Source organism: Leptospira kemamanensis, from assembly GCF_004769665.1.
Lineage (GTDB): Bacteria > Spirochaetota > Leptospiria > Leptospirales > Leptospiraceae > Leptospira_A > Leptospira_A kemamanensis.
In genome coordinates this window covers 58,489-83,981 of record NZ_RQGG01000007.1, presented here as the reverse complement: position 1 = coordinate 83,981, position 25,493 = coordinate 58,489, and the positions used below count along the sequence as shown (strand labels likewise).

The window sequence follows — 25,493 nt, the reverse complement described above, 5'->3', positions numbered from 1 at the left end:
AGAAAAAAATGTGATTATGTCTCTTAGTTTTCGAAGGTTGGGTGAACAGGATTTGACTCAGATCTTGGAGTGGGAACATTTCTGTTTTCCCTCGGAAGAATGGACAGAGAAAATGATCCAAACCCATTTGGAATTCCATGTAGCATTTGGAATCGGGAATCCAGAAACCCAATGTTATGCGTTAGTTTGTGAGACACCTTGGGAAATTGAAATTTTCAGAATCGCAACACTTCCCAAGTTCAGGAAACAAGGGTTCGCAAAACAAATGTTAGAAAATCTATTCCTGGAATTTCCAAAAAAAGAATTTTTTTTAGAAGTAAAGGAATCCAATGAAGCAGCGATCAAACTTTATTTATCTGCTGGATTTTTGGAACTAGAGAGACGTAAAAAATATTATCCAGACGGATCAACAGCCGTTCTTATGAAGAGGAATCCCATCGAATGAAAAATGCATATGTAACTGGCGCATCACAAGGTATCGGAAAAGAATTTGTTCGAGCACTCGGCAAAGATTATAACGTATTTTTAATCTCACGTACAGAAGCCGATTTAAAAAAAGTAATTTTAGAATTAGAACCTAAATCTCGGGGCATGTTAAAGTATTATGCACTGGATCTTACTAAGAAAAAAGATGTAGAAGAAATCGCAAGTATCATTGAAAAAGACAAAGATGCCGAAGTTTTGGTGAACAATGCAGGATTTGGAACCGTCGGTGAATTTGCTGCCCTTCCGTTAGAAAAAGAATTAGATGAAGTCAATTTGAATGTCAAAACATTAGTTCATCTCACTCATACTGCTCTCAACCGTTTCAAAAAAAATAAAAAAGGATTTCTCATCAATGTAGCGTCTATCGCTGGTTACTTGCCAGCACCTGGTAGCGCGATTTATGCCGCTACAAAAGCTTTTGTAAAATCCTTCACAGAATCCATTCATGAAGAAGCAAAAAACTATGGCATTCATGTGCAAGCATTATGTCCTGGACTCACTCATTCTGATTTTCATCAGCGTGCAGGAATCAATAAATCTAAATATCCATCCTTTATGTGGCAAAATGCTGACGAAGTTGTAGAAGAATCATTAAATGCACTCAAATACAACCAAGCTGTTTGTATCACTGGAAGTTTTAACCAAGGTGCGATCACTGTTTCCGAACTCATCCCACGTGGTTTTTTACGTAAACTCAGCGGAAGATACTTAAAACTAGAAGAGGATTAAAATGGATGTTGCTAAACTAGATACATGGTATCGTAGACTCCTCGTATTATCTTCGGTAATTTGTGGTGGATTTCAAATCTATTACGAAGGAAATGTTTGGATCAACGCAACCTTTGTTATCCTGATGGCTGGAATGGTGGGATATTATACCAACTTCCTTGCCATTAAAATGTTATTCCAACCTAAACATGGTAAGGTGCTAGGTTGGTCAGGTCTTGTTCCTAAAAACAAATCCAAAATCGCAAAGTCACTTGGCGAAAGCATTCAAAGTAACTTACTTCACCCAGACATCATTCTTGCTTATATTTACGAAAGGAATTTGGTCGAAACCGGGATTCAAAAGATAGTCAAAGAAATCGACGAAGCAATCCACAACGAAGAAATTCGCACATTACTGGTCACAAAAATCATATCAATGTTAAAGGAACGTGGTCCTGAAATTTTGGAAGTGATTTTTGACTTTTCAGAAGAGACCATGAAAAAGATGGCAGAACGTCCAGAAGAAGTGCAAAAACTTTGGGAATATACCAGAAATCGCCTCACATACTACTTAACGGAAGAAACCAATCGCGAAGAATTAGGACAACAACTACGAGTGATCTTACTCGAAGAGATGCCTAAACTTGCAAACTTACTGAACGAAGGACTTGAAGAGTATTTAAAAACCAGAAGTACACTTGGTAAAATTGGAATCGGTGTTAAAAAAATCTTTTCCTTCAACGAAGATGCCATCCGCGAGTTACTCGAACGGTTTGTCAAAGATCCAGAAACATCCGATCAATTTATGAAGATGATGGATGATATGATGGCTGGTTTACAAGAAAGACTCAATTCTAAGGAAACACAAGAATTCATCACAGGAAAAATTTCCAATTGGTTAGAAGCCAGTGGTGACTATGCTAGGCAAAACTTATTACCATCGGGTATTGAACGACTGCAAGCTTACTTAGATGATCCAAACAATTGGGAAGAAATTGAAAAAAACTTCTTTCGTGCGGTGGATTGGGTGAAAAAACGCCTTCTCGAATTTATGAACAGTGAAGAAGGAAAGGCTTATCTCAAAACCAATATTGAAAAGTTTGTTCATAACATCAATGTGACAGCTCTCGTGGAAGAACGTGTGATGGCACTCGATACAGATGATTTGGAAAAAATGATTTTAGACAATACGGGTGGAAATTTGGTCGTCATACAATTCTTAGGTGGAATTCTAGGAATGATTGCTGGCCTAATCCAAGTTCATATCTATTTTTCTGTTCCTGTAGGTGCATTAGTTCTTGTTACTTACATTGCCCATTACCGAAACCAAAAAAAATTCGACCCAACTCAGGAGACCTTGTCATGACATCGTTACGATCCTTTTCAAACTGGGTATTTTTCTTTTGTCTTAGTGTATGTTTAGGAATCCAATTTCAATGCACCACCAAAACCAAATTCCAAAAATTAGAAACCAAACAATTGGACACAGGCCTTGTGTATGTGATTCGACCAGAACATACATCACTTGCTCTTTGGGATTACGATTGTATCATCTCGAAATACCCTGAAAAATTTTCTACTTCTGTGACCCCAAAACCCATTTATAAAATCAATTTAGAAAATGGATCCCTCGGTTATCTACGCCTGTCACCTGGCACCTACCGATTGGATGTAGAAGGAAAATCAGATGTTACGAAAGTATTTCAAATCAAAGCTGGGGAAGAAAAATACTTTGAACTCAAGATTTTTAGCGAAACAAAAATGTCAAAAAGTGAAATGATGTTTCGAGAAGTGAACAAAGAAGATTCTCTTTCTGAAATTTTATCGGTTCCGTTTTTTATCGAAGTAAAATCAGAATCAATATAAATGTCTGTTGAGTAAAAGGAGAAAGTCTTTGGCAAATTTAGATTGTCCGAGACCCATCCAATCCACATGACCTCCGCCTCTAATTTCCCAAAACACTTTTGGTTCGCCCGCTAAACCAAATATCTCTTTTCCATTCTCAAAAAAAACAACCGTATCGTCAGTTCCGTGGATCACAAGCATGGGGATCGGTGCCAAACTAGGAATGGAATCTTTTGGACTTGTGGCATCATGAAATAACCAAGCAAATAGATTTCCAATCGGTGGAAATATCACATGATTCATGGTTTGTTTGGCGACTTTACGATACGAAGCAAACGATCCATCGATACATAGAAGTACTACATTCTGTTTTCCTTCCCACTCGGCAAGAGAACGCATGGCAATCGCTCCCCCAAGACTTTGTCCATACACAATGAGTTTTACACCTTGATCATTTGCTTCCTTCAGTGCTAAATCTAAAACCAATTTACTATCTTCGATATTATCATCTGGATCAGGTTCCCCTTCTGATTCTCCATAACCACGATAATCAAATACAATCAGTTCGTATCCATGATTGACTAACCAAACGAGAGACAAAAAATGAGAACTCATGTTTTGCCCATTCCCATGGAATTGTAAGATCACTGCTTTTGGTGTTTCCACCTTTTGGTTTTTAATTTTCCAAACATTGATTTTAACATTATCTTTTGTTTGAATCATTTCGGAAGTATAAGAAAACCCCATTTGTTTTGGAGTAAAATAAGTTTGTTTTGTTGGATGATAATACAATGAAGAACATTGCAAAAACAAAAAACTAAAACAAATAATGATAAGACAATAATGTTTCTTCATAAAATCTTTCTCCATTCACTTCTAATCGTAGTTCATGTGTATTCGAAAATGCATATCTCAATTTAAAGGTAGCGTAATAGGAATTTAGATTTTGACTCAATTGGTAATTTTGAGCGGTAGCACCTGACAAAATTTTCCAAGAACCCCACTCTTTTTGATACAATAAACTAAAATTCACCCCATATCTGACATCGTTCTCAAACATCCTTCCATTTTGAGCTTTGACACCAGCAAGCACACTTAACACACCTAAACTCATTGGATTTTTTCCAAATTCATTGGTGAAAGTATATCCAAATCGTAAATCAAAATTACCAACTTGTTTCCGAAGTACTTCGTCGTTGTTTTTGTAAACAGCAGTTTGGATTCCAGTATCTAAAAAATAGGAAAAGTCTTTTGAGATTCCATTATAAGGACTTAACGATGAAACTTTGACTATACTCATGGTTGTCAGTTCTGGCCGTTTGTTTTCATAGGTTCGAACCGTTGTGTCAAAAAAAGACAACTCCGAGTTAGGTGCATGACCCCGACTTACATTGAGTAAATCATGATAGGCAATTCGATATTGGAATTCGGCAAAATTTCCAAGAGAAGACACACCTCCCCCAACTGCCACTCGACTGAGAGGATGGGAAGTTTCCGGTGGAGAGGATAAAGGAATGTCTTCCTTTGTTGTGTATTCATCATTTTGTTTACTACGAAACACCAATAGTTTGTCATAATAGTCTTTATGATGTTTGGGAATTTCATTTTTGTTGGCGTATCGATAACGGTATGTATCAAGAACCGCATCTGTGACAAGGGATAACCTTACATTTTCTTTAGATTCTGGAACAAATGCTTTGTCAAAACGAATCATTTGCCAAAAGACATCTCGTTCTTCTTCCGACATCTCAAAAACTTTGTATTTGATTTTGGAATACAAGGAAGGCCTATACTTCTTTGAGAGGACAAATCCTTCTTCTGCTAAGTAAAACTTGATCGTGTCACTCGGAGCAACAATCCAACCAGGTTTGTTACTGATTTGTAAATCAGGTTTTGCCACTTCCAAAATTTCCATTAAATGATAAGAACAGTTTTCATTGATAAAATAATAATCAAAATCAGCGCGACCCATCTCCCATAAATGTCGTAAAAACCGTTCCCGTTCTTCGGGAGCCAAATTTAATTTGTATTCCCAAATGTCTCGACTCTCCATATCATTATATTCATTCACTTTGATATAATAAGGAAAGATTGCAAACGTACCAGGATATCCACCGGTTAAACCTTTGTAGGAATAAGAGAATGCATTCATCTCACCAGGGTTTGCTGCGTAATTGACTCCATAGTCTAAAAGTTCCGCGTTTTCATTTACCTTGTTATTGAGTTTGATTAAAGTATGACCAAACATAGAAGCAGGTGCTTGCATATAGTAGGATGAAAAAATAATCGAAAGTGACTCTGGATTTAATGCATTTTTCCAAACTTCAAATCGAGGACAACTGATCTCCGTAATTCGATTGGGATCAAACGAAAGTTTTTCTTTGAGCCAATGGTACCGTTCGGGAAAGGAACACTGCGGGTGCAAAAGCCCTTCAGGGATAGGGTCTTCCGTAAAAAAACTATGGAGAGTGGCAATGAGTTCTTTTTCTGGGTTATACTTTCCTTCACTGGATAGAAAATAACGTTTGTTATCGACTTCACTTTCCCAAACACCCATCCTGGTTTTTTTAAATCGCATCAAACGAACCCAATGACGTTCTTCCGCTAAATGGATTTCTTTGGCTTGTTGGATGAGTTCTTCGAGGTATTGTTTGGACCGAAGTGACTTCGGAAATGATTCCCCTTGTTTGCGTGAGGTCTGAAAGTCTAACTCAAGAATTTGAGAATCAGTCAGTGGCTCAATCGCGTGCAGGGAAGTAGTGAATAATAATAAAAGATAAAATTGAAAACGGTACAGAGGGTACACCAGAGTATCCAAACTAAAGAATACTCTGATTTTTTACAAAGGACTAGATTTTACAGTAATTTTTTACTGTTTCGTCTTTTTCTAAAGTTTCATGAAGGTTAGACAACATCAAACTTGGATTTGCCTTAGATTCTTCAGTGAAGATTTTAGAGTAGTTTTGTTTTACTACTTCATTAAAACGAACACCAGATTTACATTCAAAAAGAGAAGCTAGGTTAGAAAGTTTTTCACCTTTACCAGCTGCCATTTCTTGCTCTAAGCTATCAAAGTTCATGTGAACGTAGATTTCTCGAGCATGTTCTTTTTGTGCAACGCCGTCAGCAGTACAGTTGGAAGTTCCAGTTGTGATACCAAAAGTTTGGCTACCAGCTGTTCCGTTCGTTGTAGCTGCAAGTACTTGGTTTCCACCAGGCATTACAAGAGTTCCGAGTCCACATCCTGCCATACCGTATTTAGGGGCAGCGGACATTTGAGAAGCGAGAAGAACCATAGAGATTCCGATTGTGGAGATGAGTGTTAACTTTTTCATTTTATTTCATATCTCCTTAGATTTGTGAACAAGATTTAGCGAGGATTTTGTCGCTTTTAACTTCAGATTTTACAGCAGAAAGAACACTTGCTGGAGTTGAATCTTCAGTGATAAGTTTAGCATAGTTTTCTTTCGTTACTTGGCCAAATCGAGACAATGAATCGCTAGAACATCCAAGAAGACTTCCTAAAGACTCTAATTTTTCCCCTTTTCCTGAAGCCATTTCTTGGCCTAAAGAATCGTAGTTCATAGTCACGAACAACTCTTGTACTTTTTCTTGTTTTACAACACCGTCAGCAGTACAGTTGGATGTTCCAGATGTAATACCAAAAGTTTGGTTGTAGTAAATACCGTTAGAAGTCGCAGCAAAGATTTGTGTTTTATCATTGCTTGTGATGATCAACGAGCCTAATCCGCAACCAGCCATACCATATTTTTTTGCTTCTACAGCAGTAGATGTCATTGTGACAGCTACAACAGCAGCAGACAAAAATAGGATTGAGGTAATTCTTTTTCCCATTTCGAAATCTCCTTTTGAAACTTTCGATTCAAATTGGGTCGAAATGTATCAGAGGTTTTTCTTTAGTCAAAAACTTTTTTGACTCTTTTTATGAAATTATAGAAACATTTTTGTAATGGATTCACTCAAAATAGAAGAAAAGTGAGAGACTTTTTAAATGGAAATTGTCGCCAATGGCAGGATCAACCTGGGTATCTTACTATTTTTTACCAAACTTGGATTCACCCAAAGGAAGACCGTTAGGTGATTTCATGCGGGAATGCTAAAAAACGAATATCCGGCATCATTTTCTGAACTAGGTTCAAAGAATTTCGTTCTTCGCTTTTACCCCACCTTTCCTTTGTATGCTCTCACTAAAAATAAAATGAATCATGGTAACTCGATCTTTCCGTTATTTTTTTTCATAGATTCCTCCCGAGTAACGAAGGGAAGGTTTTCCTTCTCTTCTATCTAGGAGTAACGTTTCTCCTAAATTCCTTCCATATCCTAAGATGCGTAAGGTGTCTTTCGATTCCCATTGGCAAGGAACTTGGATTGAGTTTTCCATTCCACCTAAATGGTAGTAGATGGTCAGAAGTGGAAATCCTCGTTTGTCTTTTTCCAATTTGAGTTTGGGGATGATGGCATATTTCTCTTTTGTCAAAAAAATTCCAAAATAATCTGAGTTTGGAAAATGGTTGTCAGGGGAAAATTTGACTCCAATCCCAGTTGTTCCCTTTGGTAATCCTTTTGCATATAAAGTGAAAATGGTGGATCCTTCCCATGTTTCAAATTCAACGCGCATCTCACTGATTTGTGGATCTTTAATGGAAATCAGACCAAATAAGATCCGTAAGTCGATTCCATAACGATGATCTCTTTCGACAAGACCTACATCAAATCCCATTAAACCTAAAGTGGGAGGGTTCCCATGTTTATATTCGTGGATGCCCATGGGTGAAACATAATATCCCTCTTCTCCAGCGACTACTGTTCTAGATTTCAGTGTCGGAAGTGGACTCGGTTCTGGTCGTTTGCCCATTTTTTCTTCCCATAGAATTTCCATCACATTGTGATTGGTAGTTTGTAAGTTTCCTGTTTGCAGTCCGAGGGTATTGCCTGCCACAAAGGAAACAATTTCTGTTTTTGGATCATACACAAGATCAGCAAAAAAAGGTGGTAAGGAACCTGAGTGACCATAAAACCAAATTTGATTTCCATCTGCGGTATAACTTGTTTTCAACACAGGTAAACCTAACTTCATTTCAAAATTGGCTTTTGGACTTTTTTGAGTTTTGTGAAATTCATCGAAACTGGCCAGAGACAAAAGACCTTTGTTTTGTTTGCTTCTGAAAAATGCCTTCATAAAAAGACCCATATCTTCTCCCGTTGTGGAGATGGAACCTGCAGTCAAATCTCGAATCACAGGGCGAATGGTTTGGGTTTTCCATACATAACCAGAATATCCAGAGATCAATTCTGAATCAGGAAGAGATTCGAGTAAGGTTGTATGTTTCATTCCCGCTACTTTAAAAATATGGTTTTGGAAATAGGACTCTATACTTTCACCTGACGAACGTTCAATGACATTCCCCAAAAGTCCAAAACTCAAATTGGAATAGGAATGAATTTTCCCAGGTTCCCCACGTTCCATTCCGATGATTGCCTTCGGTAAGTTTCGAAACGAATCTAAAATCTCTTCTTCCTTTGCTTCAGGGGAAAGGAAAAAACCATTCGCCACATCCGAAGGAAGTCCCGATTGGTGGGTGAGTAAGTCTCGAATCGTGATTTCACGATAACCGCTTTTTCGGACTTTCATTTGATTGATTTCGGGAATCCATTTTGTGATAGGATCATCTAACTTTAGTTTACCGGCTTCTTGCAATTGCAAAATAGCAATCCCAGTAAAGAGTTTTGTAATGCTTCCAATTTTAAAACGATCCACTTGATTTTCTGATTTGTTTCCTAATTGGCCATGATGGATTTTTCCATCACTCATGATGAACATATAAGAAAGGGATTTGATTCCTGATGGGGCAAGTTTCTCCCACTGGGAGATCATTTCGGATTTCGTGGTTTCTAAATTTTGAAAATAGGAAGGACTTTCCTTTTCTCGATTCGTTTGGCAGTGAACAATGAATGTGAAAAAAAATAAAAAGAGAATGCGCATCGGGAAAATGGAATCGAGATTCGGAGACTTGGTTTTACGTTTGGCCTTCACCGATTCCATTTTGGTTTGGTTAGTTTTTGAGATTGATTTCTTTTCCTTTCTGTTTCGAGAAGGGATGTTTTTTTCTTCCTTCGATTGCATACCCCTCAAGGAAAAAAGCATTGGATTTCAGAACAAGCCCTTAAAATACAAAACTCCTCAAACCTATGGAATGAGGAGTGATCGCTATGCGAATCGGAAAGAACAACAAAACTGGCCCTCGTTTGGAGCCTGTTTGTTGCTTTGCAAAACTTGGGATTTTTGTGTGAATTAGTCTTGGATCACACTCATTGAGTATTCAGAAATCGCTTCTCGGCGTTTTTCTGCAAAGTCTTTGTGAAACCATAAGTCTTGAGTGGTTTTCGCTGATTTTTTATTACCAATAGTGATGGTGGTCATACAATGATCCACCGCATACTTCATGGCTTCTTTTCCAGTTTCCCCAAGACCTTTGTTTCGTTTTTTACGAGTGATCTCTGCACCTTGTTTGTTGACACGAGCAACTAACTTATCATAGTCGGAGTCATCAATACAGAAAACAGTTTCTTTTTTACCATCTTTCCACTTTACATCCACCTCATAGAGTGGTGCTGCGGAAATATTGATAAAACCTAAATCAAACAGTTCAGGCCAATACTCATAAAAGAAAGACAACATCAAAGAACGAATCGCATACCCATCAAAATCGGCATCGGTGATGATACTGATTTTATCATAATTCAATTCGTCGATGGATTTCACTTTTTGGTCGAGAGGTAGTCCCACAATTGCCACGATGTTTTTCATCTCTTCGTTTTGCATCGCTTTGGCAAGTGACATGCCTTTACAGTTCAGTGGTTTTCCCCGAAGAGGGAAAAGACCATGTAATTTGGGATTCCGAGCTGGACGTAGACCCGCAATAGCCGAGTCCCCTTCTGCTACGAACAAAATTCGACCTGGATCGTTTGGTTTGCCTGTGGGAGGCATCAGCTTAGGGATATTGTTCCGAGACGCCTTACGGAGGCCTTTCTGCGCATCCTCGAGCTGTTTGAGTTGGGTTCTACGCTCCATCACCATCTTAATTTCTTCAATGAGGCCCGTTTTTTTCAACAGTTTGTCGAGGTGTTTGTCCACAGACTTTCGGATGTCCTCATTTAAGTCATTGATGAGGTAAGATTTATCTTGGGATTTAAAACGTGGGTTTAAGATCCGAAGGTTCACATACATGTGAAAACAACTTCTCACATCGTTACGTGTACATTGTGTATTCAGTTTCTTTTCTAAACTCACAATTTGAGATTTTTTACGGATCTCATCACAAAGTCGGTTTTCTAAATACTCAATTGCCGATCCACCTTGTGGACAAAAAATCGAGTTTACCCAAGTGAGAGTTTTGTTTTGTCCCACAACCACATACGTATCCATATGGATTTGTGATGCAGATGCCTTATCAGAATAATCCAATTTGTAGTACACCATCTCGGAGTTACTAAAGATCTCATCAAAACCTTTTTTGAACTTATATTTTTCTTTTCCCGTTTTGTGAATAAAAACAACTTCAAGGCCAGGGTTTGACATCGCAATGTCTTGGAGGTATTGTTTCACCAAATTGATGTTAAAAGAAGTATCTAGGTTGTTGAAGTATGCTGGGTTCAGTTCAAATTCAACTGTCGTTCCATGGTCTTCTTTTTTCGCAGCTTCTACAACCGCAGTCATCCCTGTTTTGTCACAAGGGCCTTTTAGTTGTTTGATTTGATCAGCGGAAAGTAATGGGCAATCCACAAAGGTTCCATGCTCATCATAGTACAAGTGAACACGTTCTGTATCTTCTTTGGAAAGTTTGAAACTGCGGATGACTTTTTTTACATCATCATGGATGCTAAACATTTTTTTGTAAGCTTTTCCACCATTGATGGTTTTCACTCGAAAGAAAGAGGAAACCATTCTCACAAGTGAAATCCCCACTCCGTTTTGTCCGGCAACATGGTCTTCTTTCACTTTGTCGTCAAAGTTTTCCCCATACATCAAGTGGAGATAAACTCCTTCGGCATTGTCTGCAGGAATCCCACGTCCATTGTCTTGGATGGTCACACGTTTGCGATCCGTTGACAATTGGATGATGAGTTTGTTCATCTTGTCTTTTTCGGGAATGGATTTGTCGTTTAAGTTCTTCCTGTATTCATCCACACAGTTCATACATGCTTCATCCAAACATTTGAGTTTGGCTGGGATGTCAGAAAGTTCTTCGTGGACGATATCATACTTACCAGAGTTGTCTTTGGTAAAAAAATGTTGTTCAAATGTGGAAAGGGAGTTTTGCCCAAGCCACATTCCCGTACGCATCCGTACGTGTTCTACGTTTGATAATTTCTTAAAATTTCGCGAATTTCCTGAGGTTTTTTCAGTTTTTTGAGCCATAATACTTTATTTCGGATCCCATTTTTTCTTCAGTTCATCTAACTCATCTGTCATAAAACCTGTGAGTTTTTTATCATCTTTTTGTAACGCAGTATACTCAGTGTATTTGGTTTTTGCTTCTACAATGGCATCTTCACATTTACGAACTTCTTCCAAAGTCATACGGTAAACAGGAATGGAACTCAACCATTCGAAGTAAACGAACTTGGCTGCTTTTAGTTTGTCCTCAAATTCTTTCTTGGATTTAATGCCTGTTACCTTTTCGTTCCACTTTTCTTTGATGAAGCGAATGAGTTCGGAGTTCCGATCAATTTTTTCTTTTTCGAGTCCAGCAAGTCGTTTGAATCTGCGGATGAGATGGGTTTTTCGGAAATCACAGAAACGTTTGATGATTTCTTCTGGAACAAAATTACGAAGTTTTCCTTCATGTGTGATGACATTGATGGTTAGAACTTCATTGTTTTCTTTGGAAAAAAGTTCTTTGATTTCTTTTTCAGAAGGTTCTTCCCCTTTTTTGGCAACCAATTCAATTTTGAAGGTTTGGCTGGAATGATCAATGTAGTCTTTTAGCCAATTGTCTTTTCGTTCGATGAGGTCATCTAAGTAGTTCACCACTTTTTCGCGGTTCCAGTTCATGGGTGAATCAACAAGAAACAATTTCCCATCTTCTTTTTTGAAACCAAAGGTAGTCGACATCACAGTGCTACCATTGTCATTTTTGGACAACTTCACTTCTCCACCGTACCCTTTGTACCATGGTGTGATCTTTTTTGGTTTTCCTGTTTTTAAATAGGTCACTTGTGAATCGATGACATCACTCAGTTTGTGAGCAGGAATGAAACAACGAAATCCCGTTGCAATTCCTTGGATGTTATTGAGTAAAACGACAGGAACCTTTCCTACAAAATGAATGGGTTCATCTTCCGTTTCATCGTAGTTTTTGACATAATCAATATCAGGAAGGCTTTCGAAAAAACCTAAGTCTTTGGCAAAGTCAGAAAGTTTGACTTCTGTATAACGTGGGGAAGCAATTGCATTGGGATCGAGTACGTCTCCAAAGGTTCCTTCTCCATGTACCAAAGGATAATTATTGGCAAAGGCAAAGTCTTGTGCCATTTGCGAAAGGGCATCTTGGATGGACCGGTCACCATGCGGATGGTATCCCATCGCAAGTCCTGCGACTTTTACGGTTTTCGTGTGACGGTTTCTCGCATCGGAGTTCCACATAGCCCAAAGAATTCGTCGTTGAACAGGCTTTAGGCCATCAATTTCTTGCGGAATAGCTCTCGAATCGCATACATAGCGGGAGTATTTCCTTTGGTCATCATTCACTTGGTCTTCAAAGGGGCGTTTCGGATACTGTTCTTCGTTCTTCATGGTTCCAAATGACACACGGGTGCGATGAATTGACTTGTCAAGCGGTTTTCCCTTTTTAGACTGGCGATACGCACCTATCTATGTCCCTACGAACTCAAGAATATACCCGTTTTCATTGGCTTTTATGGTTCTTGATTTTTTTTTCAGGATGGAGTTGCCAAAACCTAAATAGCCTTCTCTTTCGTGAGGCAAAATCGGAAATTCCCGCATCTGTTTTGTTTCTCAAATCACCACGAAAAATGAATCCTTCTGTCTTCAAAGATGGCTCCTCTCATTACCGATGTATCCAGTGGGAACCAGGCAAACTGAGTGGTTATGTAGAGAAAATTGAATTCAGTTTCATTGCTTACGACCCTAATTTTGTTTCTAAAATCAACTTTGAGTTTGGAAATGAAACCATTGAGTTATATAAAATCATTTGGACTCGCAAAGTAGGCAAATTCCAAAAAGACAAACTCGAAAAAAAATATCTGTTCCAATACAAAGAATCTTTTTTCAAAGAAGTGAAAGGAAACAACATTCAATCCCTTCTTGAAAACCAAATTGCTTATAAAGAAAATAAGACATCCATTGATGAAATTGAAGTTTTTGAAATCGTAGGTGATACGGGCAACTTAATCGAAGAAGGAAATCGTTCTGAAATTGGGGGAGAAAATCGTTGGTCTCATAGCATTGGTTCCAATCAATTTTTTACATCCTCCAGTCTATTTACAAAAATAAACAACCAAACCATTTCCACAGAACATGCTTCCACTCATTATGATTACCTCCAACTCAGTTATGAATGGAATGAATCAGAACCAGATAAATTATTCTTCAAACCTATATTTAAAGAAAACGATCTGCAATTATACTTTGTACCTCCCTATACGAATGGTCTCACAACCAAAACCAAAGAACCATTTGGTTACAAACGAATGGGAGATTTTTTACTCAAAGAGGAAATGAAATGACAGAAGTTCGCACACGATTTGCCCCATCTCCATCTGGTTTTCTTCACGTCGGTGGAGCAAGAACTGCCCTATTTAATTATTTATACGCGAAAGCCAAAAAAGGTAAGTTCCTATTACGGATCGAAGACACAGACCAAGACAGATCCACGGAAGCATCATTCAAAATCATTTTAGAATCCCTAAAATGGCTTGGAATGGAATGGGATGAAGGTCCTGGAGTGGGTGGACCTAACGGACCATATACGCAATCGGAACGAATTCATATATACAAAGAATACACAGACAAACTCATTCAGGAAAAAAAAGCATACCGCTGCTTTTGTACGCCAGAAGAATTAGAAGGCAAAAAGAAGCAAGCAGACGCCATGGGAATCCCATACATCTACGACGGAAAATGTTCTGATTTATCGGAAGTAGAAATTGGTTCCCAACTCGAGAAAAAAACTCCTTTTACGGTTCGTTTCAAAACTCCTCACAAAATAGTGATCGTGGATGATATGATCCAAGGCAAAGTGAAGTTTGAGTCCAAACTCATCGGTGATTTTATCATCGTAAAATCTGACGGATTCCCATCGTATAACTATGCTGTGGTGATTGATGATGCTCTGATGAAAATCACTCATGTGATCCGAGGTGTGGGTCATCTTTCCAATACTCCGAGACAAATTTTAATTTTTGAAGCCTTTGGATTCCCTCTTCCCAGATTTGCACACGCGAGTGAAATCGTAGGAACCGATGGGAAAAAACTTTCCAAACGTGCTGGCGCCACGTCAGTCCTTGCCTTTCGTGATTTAGGATACTCCAGTGAAACCATGCGAAACTACATGGCCCTCCTTGGATGGACTTCTCCTGATGGAAAAGAATACATGAGTGATGAAGAATTGTGTTCTGTGTTTGATGTGGAACGTTGTTCGAAATCTCCTGCGACCTTTGATGTCTTCAAAAAACTAAAAGAAGAAGAAAAGGAAACAGTTGATTTCAATAAATTAACCATCCTTGGACTTGCAGAATACTTAAACCCTAAATCCAAACTCAATTGGATGTCGAATAAATACATCCGCGATGCTAAAATCGAAACTCTTGGCAAAGCGTTAGAACCTTTCCTGCGTGATTGCCAAATTCCAGAAGCATACAAATCAGGAGAGAACCCACAACTTCTCTCTATTTTGGATTCGGTTCGGGTGTACTTAGATAGGCTCATCCAAGCGCCTCCTTATATTGAAGAATTCTTTTTAGAAAATGTCAGTTTTGAAAACGACGAAGCCAAACAATTGGTTCTCGATGGCAAAGGAAAAGAAGTGGTCACTCAGTTTTACCAAATCGTGAAAGGTAGTTCTCTTACCACTCCTGATGCTTACAAAGACGCGATGGCAAAGGCGGGCGAAGCAACTGGGGAAAAGGGACGCACCTTATTTATGCCGATCCGTGCCATCACGACGGGAAAATCCCATGGGTTGGAACTACCCATCCTCTTTAGCCTCCTCGGACAGGATAAGATGGTGAAACGGATGGAACAACTCGCAGGGATCTTAGGCATTTCGCTTAGGTAAATTTTTTACAGATCTGTTCGGATTTCAGGTATTTTTGGCTTTTTTTCTCACTTCGCATCGTGTAATATGATGTGAGAGAGGAAACGGCGGCCATTGACAGCACCATCTGAAGTGATTCCCTATCTGTTAAGCCCATCGCCTGGGTCGTACGCCATGTTTTTGCCTCCTGATATGTCCTCTGTCAAACAGTTCCGACACGAACTCAAACGAACTTTGTTAGATAACGGGTTCAGTTTCGAAAATATCATGCAGATTGAACTCGCAGCAGACGAAGCACTGACCAATGCAGTGGCAGCCAATGTCTCTTGTGCCTGTGATGAAACCATCATCTGTCGTTGGCGAATAGACGCAGCAAAGTTCACTTTGTACATATTGGATTATGGATCAGGACTATCTGGTGAGTCTCCTGTCCCAGACAATGACAAAGAACTTTTACGTTCGAACCAATCACAATGTTTTTCAACTTTCCTCGATCATATCAAAAACCACCAAAGCAAAAAACCACAAACACTACCTTATAACGGTTCTGGCCAAAAACATAAGAACATGGGAAAAGGATTGAAAATAATCAATGCCATGATGGACTCCGTTAAAGTAATGTTTCACGGAGAAGGAATGGTAGACGAAGCTCCGGCGGGGTTCAAAGTAATGGGCTCCATCATCGCACTCGAATACGACCGTTCCAAACACTTATAATTTGATCCTACATATCAACACTTCCCGCGAATGGCGCGGCGGAGAACAACAGCTTTATTATCTCGTTCAAGGATTGGCAAATTACAAAATCCCACAAATGGTTGTTGGCCAACCAGGTTCCCCACTTGAGGCAAAATGTAAGGACAATGGATACGAATTTGTTCCCATTGAAATGCGGGGAGAATGGGATAGAAAAGCATATAAGAATATTCGATCTCTCTGTTTATCGAAAAATGTCAAACTGATTCATACACATACCGCTCATGCGCATACATTGGCATTACTTGCCAAACGAAATCATCTCAAAATCCCTCTCATCGTTTCTAGAAGAGTGGATTTCAAACCTAAAACCAGTTTCTTTTCCCGATGGAAATACCAACACCCAGCTAACGATTATTATTTGCCTGTTTCCGAAAAGATTAAAGAAGTAATGATGAGTAGCAAAATTGATCCAGAAAGAATCATTACGGTTTATTCTGGCATTGACTTAAAACGATTTTCCAAACCAACTGCGCATGAATACTTACGGGAAGAGTTTCACATCCCAAAAAAAGCCATTGTGATTGGAAATGTTGCGGCACTTGTCGACCACAAAGACCAAGAAACACTGATTGAAGCCGTCTCGAAAATGAAGACCAATCATGATTTTCGTGTGATGATTGTAGGTGAAGGGAAATTAGAAAAAAAACTCAAAAGCCAAGCAGAAAGTTTAAATTTAAAAGATAAAATTATTTTTACAGGTTACAGGAAAGACATTCCCGCCTTACTTTCTTTATTCGATATTTTCACTCTCACCTCAAAAGAGGAAGGTTTAGGCACTGCAGTGTTAGATGCAATGGCATGTGGTCTGCCAATTGTCGCTACAAATGGTGGAGGCATTGGTGAAATGTTGGATCATAACGAAGGTGCTTTTGTTTGCCCAGTGGGAGATTCTGAATCCATTGCCCAAGGTTTAGATCGATTGGTGAATTCAGAAGACCTACGGTCCCAATTTGGAAACTTTAACAAAACTTCCGTGAAACGATTTTCGGTTTCCAAAACAATCGACAAAACAAAGTTAATTTATTATTCCTTTTTAGGGGATACTCTGTATGGAGAAAGCAAATGAGTGGAAGATTATTAATCATCGATGGACACGCACTTGCCTTTCGGGCATACTTTGCATTTGCTGCTTCTAATCTTACCAATTCTAAAACAGGACTTCCCAGTGGAGCTATCTTTGGATTTTGGAGGATGCTTTTCAAACTATTACAAGATGAACATGTCACTCATATTGCTTTCACCTTTGATCCAGGCACAAGGTTAGAACGTAACGATTTGTATGAAGAATACAAAGCTCATAGAAAACCTATGCCCGAGGATTTAAAACCTCAAATTCATAAGATCTATGAGATGTTACAAGCGTTGGAATTTCCCATGTATAAAATCAATGGTATCGAAGCAGACGATATCATTGGTTCCTTATGCAAAAAATTTGGGAAAGAATTTGAAGAGATTGTCATCCTTTCTAGTGATAAAGATTTATACCAAGTTTTAGACAAAAACATACACATGTTACGTGGTAAACGTGGAGTCTCCGAATTTGAAAAAATTGATCCTAAGTGGGTGAAGGCAAATATTGGAATCTCAAAAGAACAAGTTCCCGATTATATGGGACTTCTGGGTGATGCATCCGATAACATCCCAGGTGTCAAAGGGATTGGGGAAAAAGGTGCTGCCAAACTCATCCAAGAATTTGGAGATTTAGAAACCATTTATAAAAAAATTGATAAGGTAAAAAACAAATCACTGATCGATAAACTCCTCGCTGAAAAAGAAAATGCCTTTTTATCCAGAAAACTAGCAACAATTGTTACCAATCTCAAACTCGATATCAAAAAGTCAGATTTAAAACTACCCAACTATTATGATCCTAAAAAAGTGCAGTATTTTAAAGACGAAGGTTATAATGTCCTGCACAGAGATTTAGCGAAACAAGCTGGTATCCCCATTGTCAGCGACGGAGACTCGAAAGAGGATTCACCAACTTCCAAAAAATCCAGTAAGGGAAAAAAAGAAACAAATTTGGAAGAACCTTCTCTTGGTTCCAAAAAAGGAAAGGTTGCCCGTTCCACTTCCTCAGTCGTTGCCAAACAATCTTACAAACGAATTTTATCCATTGATGAACTCAAAAAAATTGTCTCCAAATTAATTTCGAAAAAACCATTATCTATCGATACAGAAACCACTTCACAAGATCCCATGTTAGCGGAGTTACTCGGTGTATCTTTTTCGGAAGAACCTGGCATTGCCTATTACATTGCGTTTTCCCATTCAGAATCCATTTACAGCCATCTCCTTCCCAAAGCAGAAGAAGCACTTCAAATATTAAAACCAATCTTAGAAGATGCCAAATGGAAAAAACTAGGGCAAAATATTAAATATGATTTTTTAGTGTTTCGCAATTATGGAATTGAGCTAAAAGGAATTTATTTTGATACAATGCTTGCCTCCTACCTTTTAAATCCAGGGGAAAGACGGCATAATATGGATGATATGGCAGTTGACTATCTCAACTACAAAACCATCACATATGAAGAGTTAGTTGGTACAGGAAAAAAGAAACAAAACCTTTACGACATAGATCCAGACAAAGTATCTGAATATGCCTGTGAAGATGCTGACATTACTTTACAACTCCACAATGCCCTTGCACCAAAAATGGAAGAAGGGATTCATCAAAAATTATTTTATGAAATCGAGATGCCAGTATTACTCACCTTGGCCGATATGGAGTTTGAAGGGATTGCTGTAGACAAAAAATACTTTGAGTCTTTGTCAGTTACCTTTGATACCAAAATCAAAGAACATGAAAAGAACATCCATTTTTATGCAGGTAGGCAATTCAATGTAAATTCTACAAAAGAATTGCAAACCGTTCTATTTGAAGACTTACGACTCCCTGCAGAGAAAAAAACTCAAACTGGTTATTCCACAGATCATTCTGTTTTGGAATCGTTACAAGGTACTCATCCCATCATTGATGATTTATTAGCCATTCGTAAATTTTCCAAATTAAAATCCACTTACACGGATACATTGCCAACTCTAGTGAATCCAAAAACGAATCGGATCCACACAAGTTATAACCAAACCATTGCAGCGACTGGTCGACTTTCCTCCACCAATCCAAACCTACAAAACATTCCCATCAAAGATGAAGAAGGTAGATTATTACGGAAAGGTTTTATCGCCAAAAAAGGTTTTGAAATCCTCTCTCTCGATTATAGCCAAATAGAACTTCGAATCATGGCTCATTTTTCCAATGATCCGAATATGATTGATGCTTACAAATCGGGAGCAGACATTCACAAACGAACGGCCGCAGGAATTTTTGGAGTTTCAGAAGACCAAGTAACTCCCGATATGCGAAACAAAGCAAAGGTAGTGAATTTTTCTGTGATTTATGGTGTAACCTCATTTGGATTGTCCAATAATTTACGAATCAGCCGAAAAGAAGCAAAAGAGTTTATAGAGAAATACTTTGCCGCTTACAAAGGTGTTGCCACCTATATGGAAGAAATTGTTGAGTTTTGTAAAGAAAATGGATATGTAGAAACCTTACTGGGTCGTAGACGATATCTTCCCGACATCCATTCTTCGCATAAAATGGTAAGTGAAGGTGCCAAACGTGTTGCCATCAATTCACCGATCCAAGGCACTTCGGCTGACATGATCAAACTTGCCATGATTCGCATCCATGAAAAAATCAAAAAAAAATCCTTTCGATCCAAACTCTTATTACAAGTCCATGATGAACTTGTTTTTGAAGTAGATCCAAAAGAAAAAAATGATTTTTATCAAATGGCAAAAGATGAAATGGAATCTGCAATGAAACTCAAGGTTCCCATTGTCGCACAAGGCAAGTTTGGTGGAAATTGGGATGAAGCACATTAGGCCTATTTTTGGCCTTCTCTTCTTTTTTGTTCTTTATCTCTGGAACTTTCCCGTCATTTTCCAATCAAATGAACTGCTCGGTAGATTTGATTGGGATTTGTATACTTTCCATGTGGAATTTTTACGAAAATCCTTTGTAGAATTTGGAAGTTTTCCTTTCTGGAATCCTTATTATGGAGCTGGTTTTCCTGTTTTTGAAAACCCATCGAGTAAGGTTGGAAGTTTCACTCACCTCTTCGCAATTTTTGTCTCAGGACTTACTGCTCTCAAACTGAGTTTTGTTTTCTATTTTGTTTTTACAGGAATATTAAATTACCATTCCTTTCTTTTATACAACAAGATATCTCATCTAACATCAATTCTATTTGTTTGCCTTTTCCAATTCTCTGGTTACTTTTTTCAAAAACTGTATGCAGGTCACATGAACCAAATCCAAGGATTGTTTTTACCAGCATTTCTGTTTTATTTTTTATACCTCATCCAAAATAAAAATAAATGGATATTCTCCCTTACGATTCTAATCGCCTATATCATGTTATCGGAAGGGGCCATTTACACAATCACCCAAGTTGCATTTTTACTAGTATTTTTAAGTGGTAGAGAGATTTTTATATCGGATCAAAAAAGGAAATCCATCTCACGTTTTTTCTTTTTGGTTGTTTGCATCCTTTTTGTGCTCTCTTTCAAATGGGTTCCTATGTTTCTATTTGTCCACCAAGTAGGAAGGTATTTTGTTCCCGACCAGTTTCCACTTTCTCTTTCTGATTTATATCCTATCTTTTTTGGTTCATCCCAACACCCACTTCTATCCCAATCTCTTTCCCAAATGCAATACCGATTTTGGGAATATGGAAATTATATTGGCCAAATCCCCTTTTATGCATTTCCACTCCTACTTTTCACCAAACGTCGGTTCTATTTTCTATTAGGACTACTGGGAATTACGATTTGGATCATGTTAGGAAAAACATCTATCCTTTCGCCTGCCAACCTCTTAGAACAATTACCCATCTACTCACAGGAGCGAGTGTATCCGAGGTGGAGTCTCAGTGTTGTTTTTTTATATGTTTGGTGTTTGGTCGTCTGTATCGATACTATTTTGGAAATGGTTCGGCCAAAATTCAAAACCTATGTTTCCATTTCACTTTTCATTTTATTATTCCTTCACACACTCGATGTGCGTAAAATGAATACCAAGTATTTGGATGAAATCTTTATTTTAAAACCACCGACTCTCTCCATAGAAAACAAGGAATCATATCCCATCACAGTATCATCATTACCCGATTACGGCTCTGATTCGAGGATGGTTCCTGCAATCCGAAACAATCTCTCAACGAACGACATCTACGAAAACCTAACCTTCCTTTTTGCAAACAAGACAATGGATACAAAAGATTACCATGGTGAGTTTTATTTATACCCTTCCTTCGAAAAGGTACAACCCATCCAATGGAAACCAGATTCCTTCCAATTTGCAGTACTTCCCAAAGGACAAATCCTTGTGATCAACCAAAAGTTTCATCCTGGATTTGTAACAAACCTTCTGGAGGTGACACCATGTTCATGGAACGGGTATTTGGCGGTACCGATCGAATCTCAGATTCAATCTTTGCAAGTAAAATATTCAATCAAAAAATCCTTTTTCAAAAATGTAACTGTAAACTCAAATTGCCAGATTGATTTTAATTGAATTCGAACCCAAGAACATTTATGGAAATTTATTTCTTTACAAACAGAATTCATAGCCTTAAACTCATATCCTGAGATTAAAACATGAAGTTGATTTATCTAATTCTGATACTTGTAACTTTGATTTTTTGCAAAGGACCAGAATTAAACAATCCAAGTGATCCAAAATCGAAAGACTTTATCGAAACACAAATTTTGGAATGTAACACAAGAGGTTCTCTCCTTTGTCCACCTTTTCGTGTAAAAGGTTTTATCTCAGGACTCACAGCAGGAAATACTTTACGTATACAATATCTTTTAGGTGCACCTTCTGATGAAATAGTCACGAATGGACAATTTGACATTATTACAAGAGGAGGATTATTTCCTCAAGTTTATGTTTCAAAACAGCCAAACAACTTACATTGCATAGTGACAAATCCAGGCAGAAAATCAGGAGACGATGTAGAAGGTTTAGAAATCACATGTCCACTCTTTAAAACTTTTACAAACAATAAAGAAGTTGGGATCAGCCGTTGCGCTTATGGACAAGAATGGAATCCATCCGGAATCGGAGACTGCACTGGAGCAGGAACATCAGGAACTCAATATAATATATCTCTCTATTTGAATTTTTGTAATATATCGCCCTCTCGCGGATGCACAAATGATATTGCAGGTGGAGAACTTTCCTCACCTCCCTGGATAGGTTCCGCTGACAGTGATATCTACAATGCATGCAGCCAATACAACACTAATAAAAAGTTTCAAATTACAAATTGGAGAGTACCAACAAAAGATGAACTTAAACAAATAGTTGTATGTAATTCCGGTCCTTCTGTCCCATTAAATGACTTTATCGGATGTAATGTGGGATATACTTCACCAACATTAAATACATCGATATTTACAAATTTATCTTCATCCAATATTCTATGGTCTTCCACATCTTATAGCTTAGATGATATCCAAGCCTTTGCACTTGATTTGAATACAGGTCAAATGTATACTCCAGACCAAGACAGTACAAACCAAGTCCTATGTGTCACTGATTTGTAATGAACCAATTACCACATTCTTTCTTGGAAATTCATTGGAATGTCACATAATCGTAACCGAGATCCTTTAGCTTAAATGGCAGATAAACAAGAGGAAACCAAATCCTATGAAACCAAATACATTAAATAAAACAGAACGAATTTTAGAAGTTCGTTTAGCAGAAAACCAACTCGAAATTGAAAGAGCACTTGCCTTACGTTATGAAGTGTTTAATTTAGAAATGGGAGAAGGTCTGCCACAATCTTCTGCTACTAGAAAAGATCGTGATGAATATGATTTATACTGCCACCATTTGATCGTGATTGATAAATCCACTGATGATAAAAAAATAGTGGGTACTTACCGAATCCTCACGCGCCAAAATGCTAAAAACGGAATTGGTTTTTATAGCGAAAACGAATTTGATATCACATCCATTTATAACCTACCAGATGAAATTGCAGAAGTAGGTCGTTCTTGTGTTCACCCAGAATATCGAGATGGTTCCGTAATCTCTTTGTTATGGCAAGGTCTTGCAGAATTCATGAACAAACATAATGTTCGTTATCTCATGGGTTGTGGATCCATTCACTCCACAGATGCGGAAGTTGCGTCTCAATCTTTTGGATTCTTAAAAGCAAAAGATGCCATCGCTCCAGAAGAATTCCGTGTATATCCTAATCCAGATTATATCCTTCCTGGGTTTAATGAAAATTTCCATGTAGAAGATCCAAAATCAATCTCCAAAAATATCCCACCACTTTTGAAAGGATATCTCCGAGTGGGTGCTAAAATCTGTGGAATTCCTGCACTGGATTCAGTTTTTGGTACTACAGACGTGTTTATTCTTTTCGACCGCAAGGAAATTACGGAGAGATATGCGAAACACTATATGAATGCATGAGCCAAAACCAAGAAATTGATTACCAACACCCTACAAAACAGGACCAAATTCGATTTTTCGGTTTGACCCTTATTTTGGTGATGGGAATCACTCTTGGTTATTTTTTAGGCATTCCTCGGTATTATCTCGGATGGTTTTCTTTCGCGATTGCATCATTCTCTGTGGCAGGAAATGATGCGGTCCAAACCATCGGGACCTTTATCGAAAGTAAAAAGTCAGTCCATTGGCTCCAAAAGATCCTCGTCTTCGGTGGTCTTTTATTTTTTGTACACTTACTTGCTTGGTTTTACCATGGTGGGGAAATCCACTTCCACCGATTGGACACCATCCCCGAAACAAAAGATTTCAATTTAATCCAACTACTCGCTCCCGTATTACTTGTAGTCATCACAAGGCTTAGAGCTCCTGTATCGACAACGTTTCTCGTCTTAGGATTGTTTGGTGGTAAAAGCATCGACCAAATGTTAACCAAATCCTTTTTTGGATACGGACTGGCATTTCTTGTGGCCATAGTGGTTTGGGCTGTTTTAGTCAAAGTTGACCCTCACGAATACCATGAAGTGCATACACCCGATCCTGTTTCCGAAAGGCGATGGTCTAGGTTACAATGGTTGTCCACAATGTATTTATGGGTGGCATGGCTCTTCCAAGACACAGCCAATATCGCCGTGTTTCTTCCTAGACAATTGGGATTTTTCGAATTCCTAGTGGCCGTATTCATCCTAATCTTTGCCCTTCTTATCATCATCCGCACAAATGGTGGCACCATCCAACAAGTTGTCTCCGAAAAGTCAGACATCCAATGGGCAAAGGCAGCGACCATTGTGGATTTGGTATATGGAAGTTTGTTATTTTTTTTCCAAGCCATCAGTAACATTCCGATGTCCACCACTTGGGCCTTTCTTGGCCTCCTTGCCGGTCGTGAGATCATCTTAAACGTCATCACTTACAAAGACTTACCCTATTTGGACACCTTTCGCAAAGTGGGAAAGGATGTGGTTCTTGCCACCTTGGGGATTGTAGTCTCCATCCTCATTTTTTTCCTCTCCTACTTTCTCTACCCAGAAACAAGACAATCTACACCACTTGAGTTCTGGAACTCAACAATTCAGGAAGACTCCCTATAAAACGTTTTGACAGTTCCCTCGATTGTCAGGGAAGTGTCATATATGAGATTGATTCTCACAATAGAGAAGAAGGAGTCATTATGTCGGTTGCGATGATGTTACGAGAGGGAACGGCACAAAAACACGAGGAAACGGAAAAAGTTCCCTATATCCGAGCGATTTTTCGAGGGGGACTCGATGCACAAACCTATACCTACCAACTAGAGAGCCTTCATGCCGTCTACCAAGTGATGGAAGAACTCTACCGAGAGAACAAAGACAATCCTATCCTTGCTAAGTTGTACTTTCCTAGTTTATTTCGCGAAAAAACTTTAGCTGAAGATATGGCCACTTTCCAAAAAAAGTTTGGAACGAAACTTAGAGGGGAAGTTTCCAAAGCCACTCAAAACTACATCGACCACATTCGAAAGATTGCAAGTTCCAAACCAGAACTTTTGGTAGCACAAGCTTACGTGCGTTATCTGGGAGATTTATCAGGTGGGCAGGCGATTAAAAAAGTGGTGGCAAAAACCTTTGGACTCGAAGGAAATGAAGGAACAGCCTTTTATGAATTTCCAGAGATTGAGGACCTAATGGCATTTAAAGGAATTTACCGACAAAATTTGGATACCTTACCTTTGAATGATTCCCAAAAAGTGGAACTTCTAGAAGAAGCAAAAACCACATTTGATTTAAACAAATTTTTGTTTATTGAACTCGATTCCGATCTCAAAGAGAATATTGGAATGGAACGTTACCAAACTCTTTTACCGGCAGGATAAT

General features: G+C 38.4%; 21 protein-coding genes. 14 read left to right on the top strand and 7 right to left on the bottom strand.

Annotated features, from left to right (window positions below; genetic code table 11):
• Window positions 1-16: 16 nt before the first annotated feature.
• Genes EHQ59_RS01635 through EHQ59_RS01620 form a run of 4 tightly spaced genes read left to right on the top strand, consistent with a single transcriptional unit; the run spans window position 17 to window position 3,060 of the window.
• Complete coding sequence (locus EHQ59_RS01635) at window positions 17-445, top strand: GNAT family N-acetyltransferase (protein WP_135617409.1); 429 nt, start codon at window positions 17-19, stop codon at window positions 443-445.
• Entirely contained in the window at window positions 442-1,215 is a 774-nt protein-coding gene (locus EHQ59_RS01630; RefSeq protein WP_135617408.1) for an SDR family NAD(P)-dependent oxidoreductase, read from the top strand. The genes EHQ59_RS01635 and EHQ59_RS01630 overlap by 4 nt, the downstream gene beginning before the upstream one ends.
• A 1-nt stretch (window position 1,216) precedes the next feature.
• Window positions 1,217-2,560, top strand: coding sequence for a DUF445 family protein (locus EHQ59_RS01625; protein ID WP_135617407.1), 1,344 nt, complete (start codon window positions 1,217-1,219; stop codon window positions 2,558-2,560).
• A complete protein-coding gene (locus EHQ59_RS01620; RefSeq protein WP_135617406.1) occupies window positions 2,557-3,060 on the top strand; it encodes a hypothetical protein in 504 nt (167 codons plus the stop codon). Before EHQ59_RS01625 ends, EHQ59_RS01620 begins: the two co-directional genes overlap by 4 nt.
• Here the strand turns inward: EHQ59_RS01620 and EHQ59_RS01615 are convergent.
• The 7 genes from EHQ59_RS01615 to EHQ59_RS01585 all read right to left on the bottom strand — a co-directional run bounded on the left by EHQ59_RS01615 (window position 3,052) and on the right by EHQ59_RS01585 (window position 12,856).
• Window positions 3,052-3,894, bottom strand: coding sequence for an alpha/beta hydrolase (locus tag EHQ59_RS01615; RefSeq protein ID WP_244245320.1), 843 nt, complete (start codon window positions 3,892-3,894; stop codon window positions 3,052-3,054). The two genes, EHQ59_RS01620 and EHQ59_RS01615, sit on opposite strands and share 9 nt — an antisense overlap.
• Complete coding sequence (locus tag EHQ59_RS01610) at window positions 3,857-5,845, bottom strand: Lnb N-terminal periplasmic domain-containing protein (protein WP_135617405.1); 1,989 nt, start codon at window positions 5,843-5,845, stop codon at window positions 3,857-3,859. The genes EHQ59_RS01615 and EHQ59_RS01610 overlap by 38 nt, the downstream gene beginning before the upstream one ends.
• A gap of 43 nt (window positions 5,846-5,888) precedes the next feature.
• The gene (locus EHQ59_RS01605; protein ID WP_135617404.1) at window positions 5,889-6,374 is read right to left on the bottom strand and encodes a DUF3015 family protein; all 486 of its coding nucleotides are present in this window, start codon (window positions 6,372-6,374) and stop codon (window positions 5,889-5,891) included.
• Between the two features lie 16 nt (window positions 6,375-6,390).
• Window positions 6,391-6,894 (bottom strand): DUF3015 domain-containing protein, encoded by a 504-nt coding sequence (locus EHQ59_RS01600; protein ID WP_135617403.1) that lies wholly within the window; start codon window positions 6,892-6,894, stop codon window positions 6,391-6,393.
• Window positions 6,895-7,285: 391 nt separating this feature from the next.
• Window positions 7,286-9,103, bottom strand: coding sequence for a serine hydrolase domain-containing protein (locus EHQ59_RS01595; RefSeq protein ID WP_244245319.1), 1,818 nt, complete (start codon window positions 9,101-9,103; stop codon window positions 7,286-7,288).
• A gap of 249 nt (window positions 9,104-9,352) precedes the next feature.
• Window positions 9,353-11,479, bottom strand: coding sequence for a toprim domain-containing protein (locus EHQ59_RS01590; RefSeq protein WP_135617401.1), 2,127 nt, complete (start codon window positions 11,477-11,479; stop codon window positions 9,353-9,355).
• A gap of 6 nt (window positions 11,480-11,485) precedes the next feature.
• Complete coding sequence (locus tag EHQ59_RS01585) at window positions 11,486-12,856, bottom strand: DNA gyrase subunit A (protein ID WP_135617400.1); 1,371 nt, start codon at window positions 12,854-12,856, stop codon at window positions 11,486-11,488.
• Between the two features lie 80 nt (window positions 12,857-12,936).
• Between EHQ59_RS01585 and EHQ59_RS01580 the strand changes: the two genes are divergently transcribed.
• The 10 genes from EHQ59_RS01580 to EHQ59_RS01535 all read left to right on the top strand — a co-directional run bounded on the left by EHQ59_RS01580 (window position 12,937) and on the right by EHQ59_RS01535 (window position 25,492).
• Window positions 12,937-13,809 (top strand): hypothetical protein, encoded by an 873-nt coding sequence (locus EHQ59_RS01580; protein ID WP_135617399.1) that lies wholly within the window; start codon window positions 12,937-12,939, stop codon window positions 13,807-13,809.
• Window positions 13,806-15,359 (top strand): glutamate--tRNA ligase, encoded by a 1,554-nt coding sequence (gene gltX / locus EHQ59_RS01575; protein WP_135617398.1) that lies wholly within the window; start codon window positions 13,806-13,808, stop codon window positions 15,357-15,359. The genes EHQ59_RS01580 and gltX overlap by 4 nt, the downstream gene beginning before the upstream one ends.
• Before the next feature lie 93 nt (window positions 15,360-15,452).
• A complete protein-coding gene (locus EHQ59_RS01570; RefSeq protein WP_244245318.1) occupies window positions 15,453-16,055 on the top strand; it encodes an ATP-binding protein in 603 nt (200 codons plus the stop codon).
• 1 nt (window position 16,056) lies between these two features.
• Window positions 16,057-17,163 (top strand): glycosyltransferase, encoded by a 1,107-nt coding sequence (locus EHQ59_RS01565; protein WP_135617397.1) that lies wholly within the window; start codon window positions 16,057-16,059, stop codon window positions 17,161-17,163.
• Window positions 17,160-19,991, top strand: coding sequence for a DNA polymerase I (gene polA / locus EHQ59_RS01560; RefSeq protein WP_135617396.1), 2,832 nt, complete (start codon window positions 17,160-17,162; stop codon window positions 19,989-19,991). Before EHQ59_RS01565 ends, polA begins: the two co-directional genes overlap by 4 nt.
• A complete protein-coding gene (locus EHQ59_RS01555) occupies window positions 19,978-21,684 on the top strand; it encodes a hypothetical protein (RefSeq protein ID WP_135617395.1) in 1,707 nt (568 codons plus the stop codon). Before polA ends, EHQ59_RS01555 begins: the two co-directional genes overlap by 14 nt.
• Window positions 21,685-21,767: 83 nt before the next feature.
• Window positions 21,768-22,721 (top strand): Lcl C-terminal domain-containing protein, encoded by a 954-nt coding sequence (locus EHQ59_RS01550; protein WP_135617394.1) that lies wholly within the window; start codon window positions 21,768-21,770, stop codon window positions 22,719-22,721.
• Between the two features lie 106 nt (window positions 22,722-22,827).
• Window positions 22,828-23,604 carry a GNAT family N-acetyltransferase gene (locus tag EHQ59_RS01545; protein WP_135617393.1) on the top strand — a complete coding sequence of 259 codons (777 nt, stop codon included), beginning with the start codon at window positions 22,828-22,830 and terminating at the stop codon, window positions 23,602-23,604.
• The gene (locus tag EHQ59_RS01540; RefSeq protein ID WP_135617392.1) at window positions 23,601-24,731 is read left to right on the top strand and encodes a hypothetical protein; all 1,131 of its coding nucleotides are present in this window, start codon (window positions 23,601-23,603) and stop codon (window positions 24,729-24,731) included. The genes EHQ59_RS01545 and EHQ59_RS01540 overlap by 4 nt, the downstream gene beginning before the upstream one ends.
• An 80-nt stretch (window positions 24,732-24,811) precedes the next feature.
• The gene (locus EHQ59_RS01535) at window positions 24,812-25,492 is read left to right on the top strand and encodes a biliverdin-producing heme oxygenase (RefSeq protein ID WP_135617391.1); all 681 of its coding nucleotides are present in this window, start codon (window positions 24,812-24,814) and stop codon (window positions 25,490-25,492) included.
• Window position 25,493 lies beyond the last annotated feature (1 nt).

Excerpts from the sequence above, each read along its gene's own strand:
- EHQ59_RS01635 (WP_135617409.1), top strand. The coding sequence starts at position 17 with ATGTCTCTTAGTTTTCGAAGGTTGGGTGAACAGGATTTGACTCAGATC.
- EHQ59_RS01630 (WP_135617408.1), top strand. The coding sequence starts at position 442 with ATGAAAAATGCATATGTAACTGGCGCATCACAAGGTATCGGAAAAGAA.
- EHQ59_RS01625 (WP_135617407.1), top strand. The coding sequence starts at position 1,217 with ATGGATGTTGCTAAACTAGATACATGGTATCGTAGACTCCTCGTATTA.
- EHQ59_RS01620 (WP_135617406.1), top strand. The coding sequence starts at position 2,557 with ATGACATCGTTACGATCCTTTTCAAACTGGGTATTTTTCTTTTGTCTT.
- EHQ59_RS01615 (WP_244245320.1), bottom strand. The coding sequence starts at position 3,894 with ATGAAGAAACATTATTGTCTTATCATTATTTGTTTTAGTTTTTTGTTT.
- EHQ59_RS01605 (WP_135617404.1), bottom strand. The coding sequence starts at position 6,374 with ATGAAAAAGTTAACACTCATCTCCACAATCGGAATCTCTATGGTTCTT.
- EHQ59_RS01600 (WP_135617403.1), bottom strand. The coding sequence starts at position 6,894 with ATGGGAAAAAGAATTACCTCAATCCTATTTTTGTCTGCTGCTGTTGTA.
- EHQ59_RS01595 (WP_244245319.1), bottom strand. The coding sequence starts at position 9,103 with ATGGAATCGGTGAAGGCCAAACGTAAAACCAAGTCTCCGAATCTCGAT.
- EHQ59_RS01590 (WP_135617401.1), bottom strand. The coding sequence starts at position 11,479 with ATGGCTCAAAAAACTGAAAAAACCTCAGGAAATTCGCGAAATTTTAAG.
- EHQ59_RS01585 (WP_135617400.1), bottom strand. The coding sequence starts at position 12,856 with ATGAAGAACGAAGAACAGTATCCGAAACGCCCCTTTGAAGACCAAGTG.
- EHQ59_RS01580 (WP_135617399.1), top strand. The coding sequence starts at position 12,937 with ATGTCCCTACGAACTCAAGAATATACCCGTTTTCATTGGCTTTTATGG.
- gltX (WP_135617398.1), top strand. The coding sequence starts at position 13,806 with ATGACAGAAGTTCGCACACGATTTGCCCCATCTCCATCTGGTTTTCTT.
- polA (WP_135617396.1), top strand. The coding sequence starts at position 17,160 with ATGAGTGGAAGATTATTAATCATCGATGGACACGCACTTGCCTTTCGG.
- EHQ59_RS01555 (WP_135617395.1), top strand. The coding sequence starts at position 19,978 with ATGAAGCACATTAGGCCTATTTTTGGCCTTCTCTTCTTTTTTGTTCTT.
- EHQ59_RS01550 (WP_135617394.1), top strand. The coding sequence starts at position 21,768 with ATGAAGTTGATTTATCTAATTCTGATACTTGTAACTTTGATTTTTTGC.
- EHQ59_RS01545 (WP_135617393.1), top strand. The coding sequence starts at position 22,828 with ATGAAACCAAATACATTAAATAAAACAGAACGAATTTTAGAAGTTCGT.
- EHQ59_RS01540 (WP_135617392.1), top strand. The coding sequence starts at position 23,601 with ATGAGCCAAAACCAAGAAATTGATTACCAACACCCTACAAAACAGGAC.
- EHQ59_RS01535 (WP_135617391.1), top strand. The coding sequence starts at position 24,812 with ATGTCGGTTGCGATGATGTTACGAGAGGGAACGGCACAAAAACACGAG.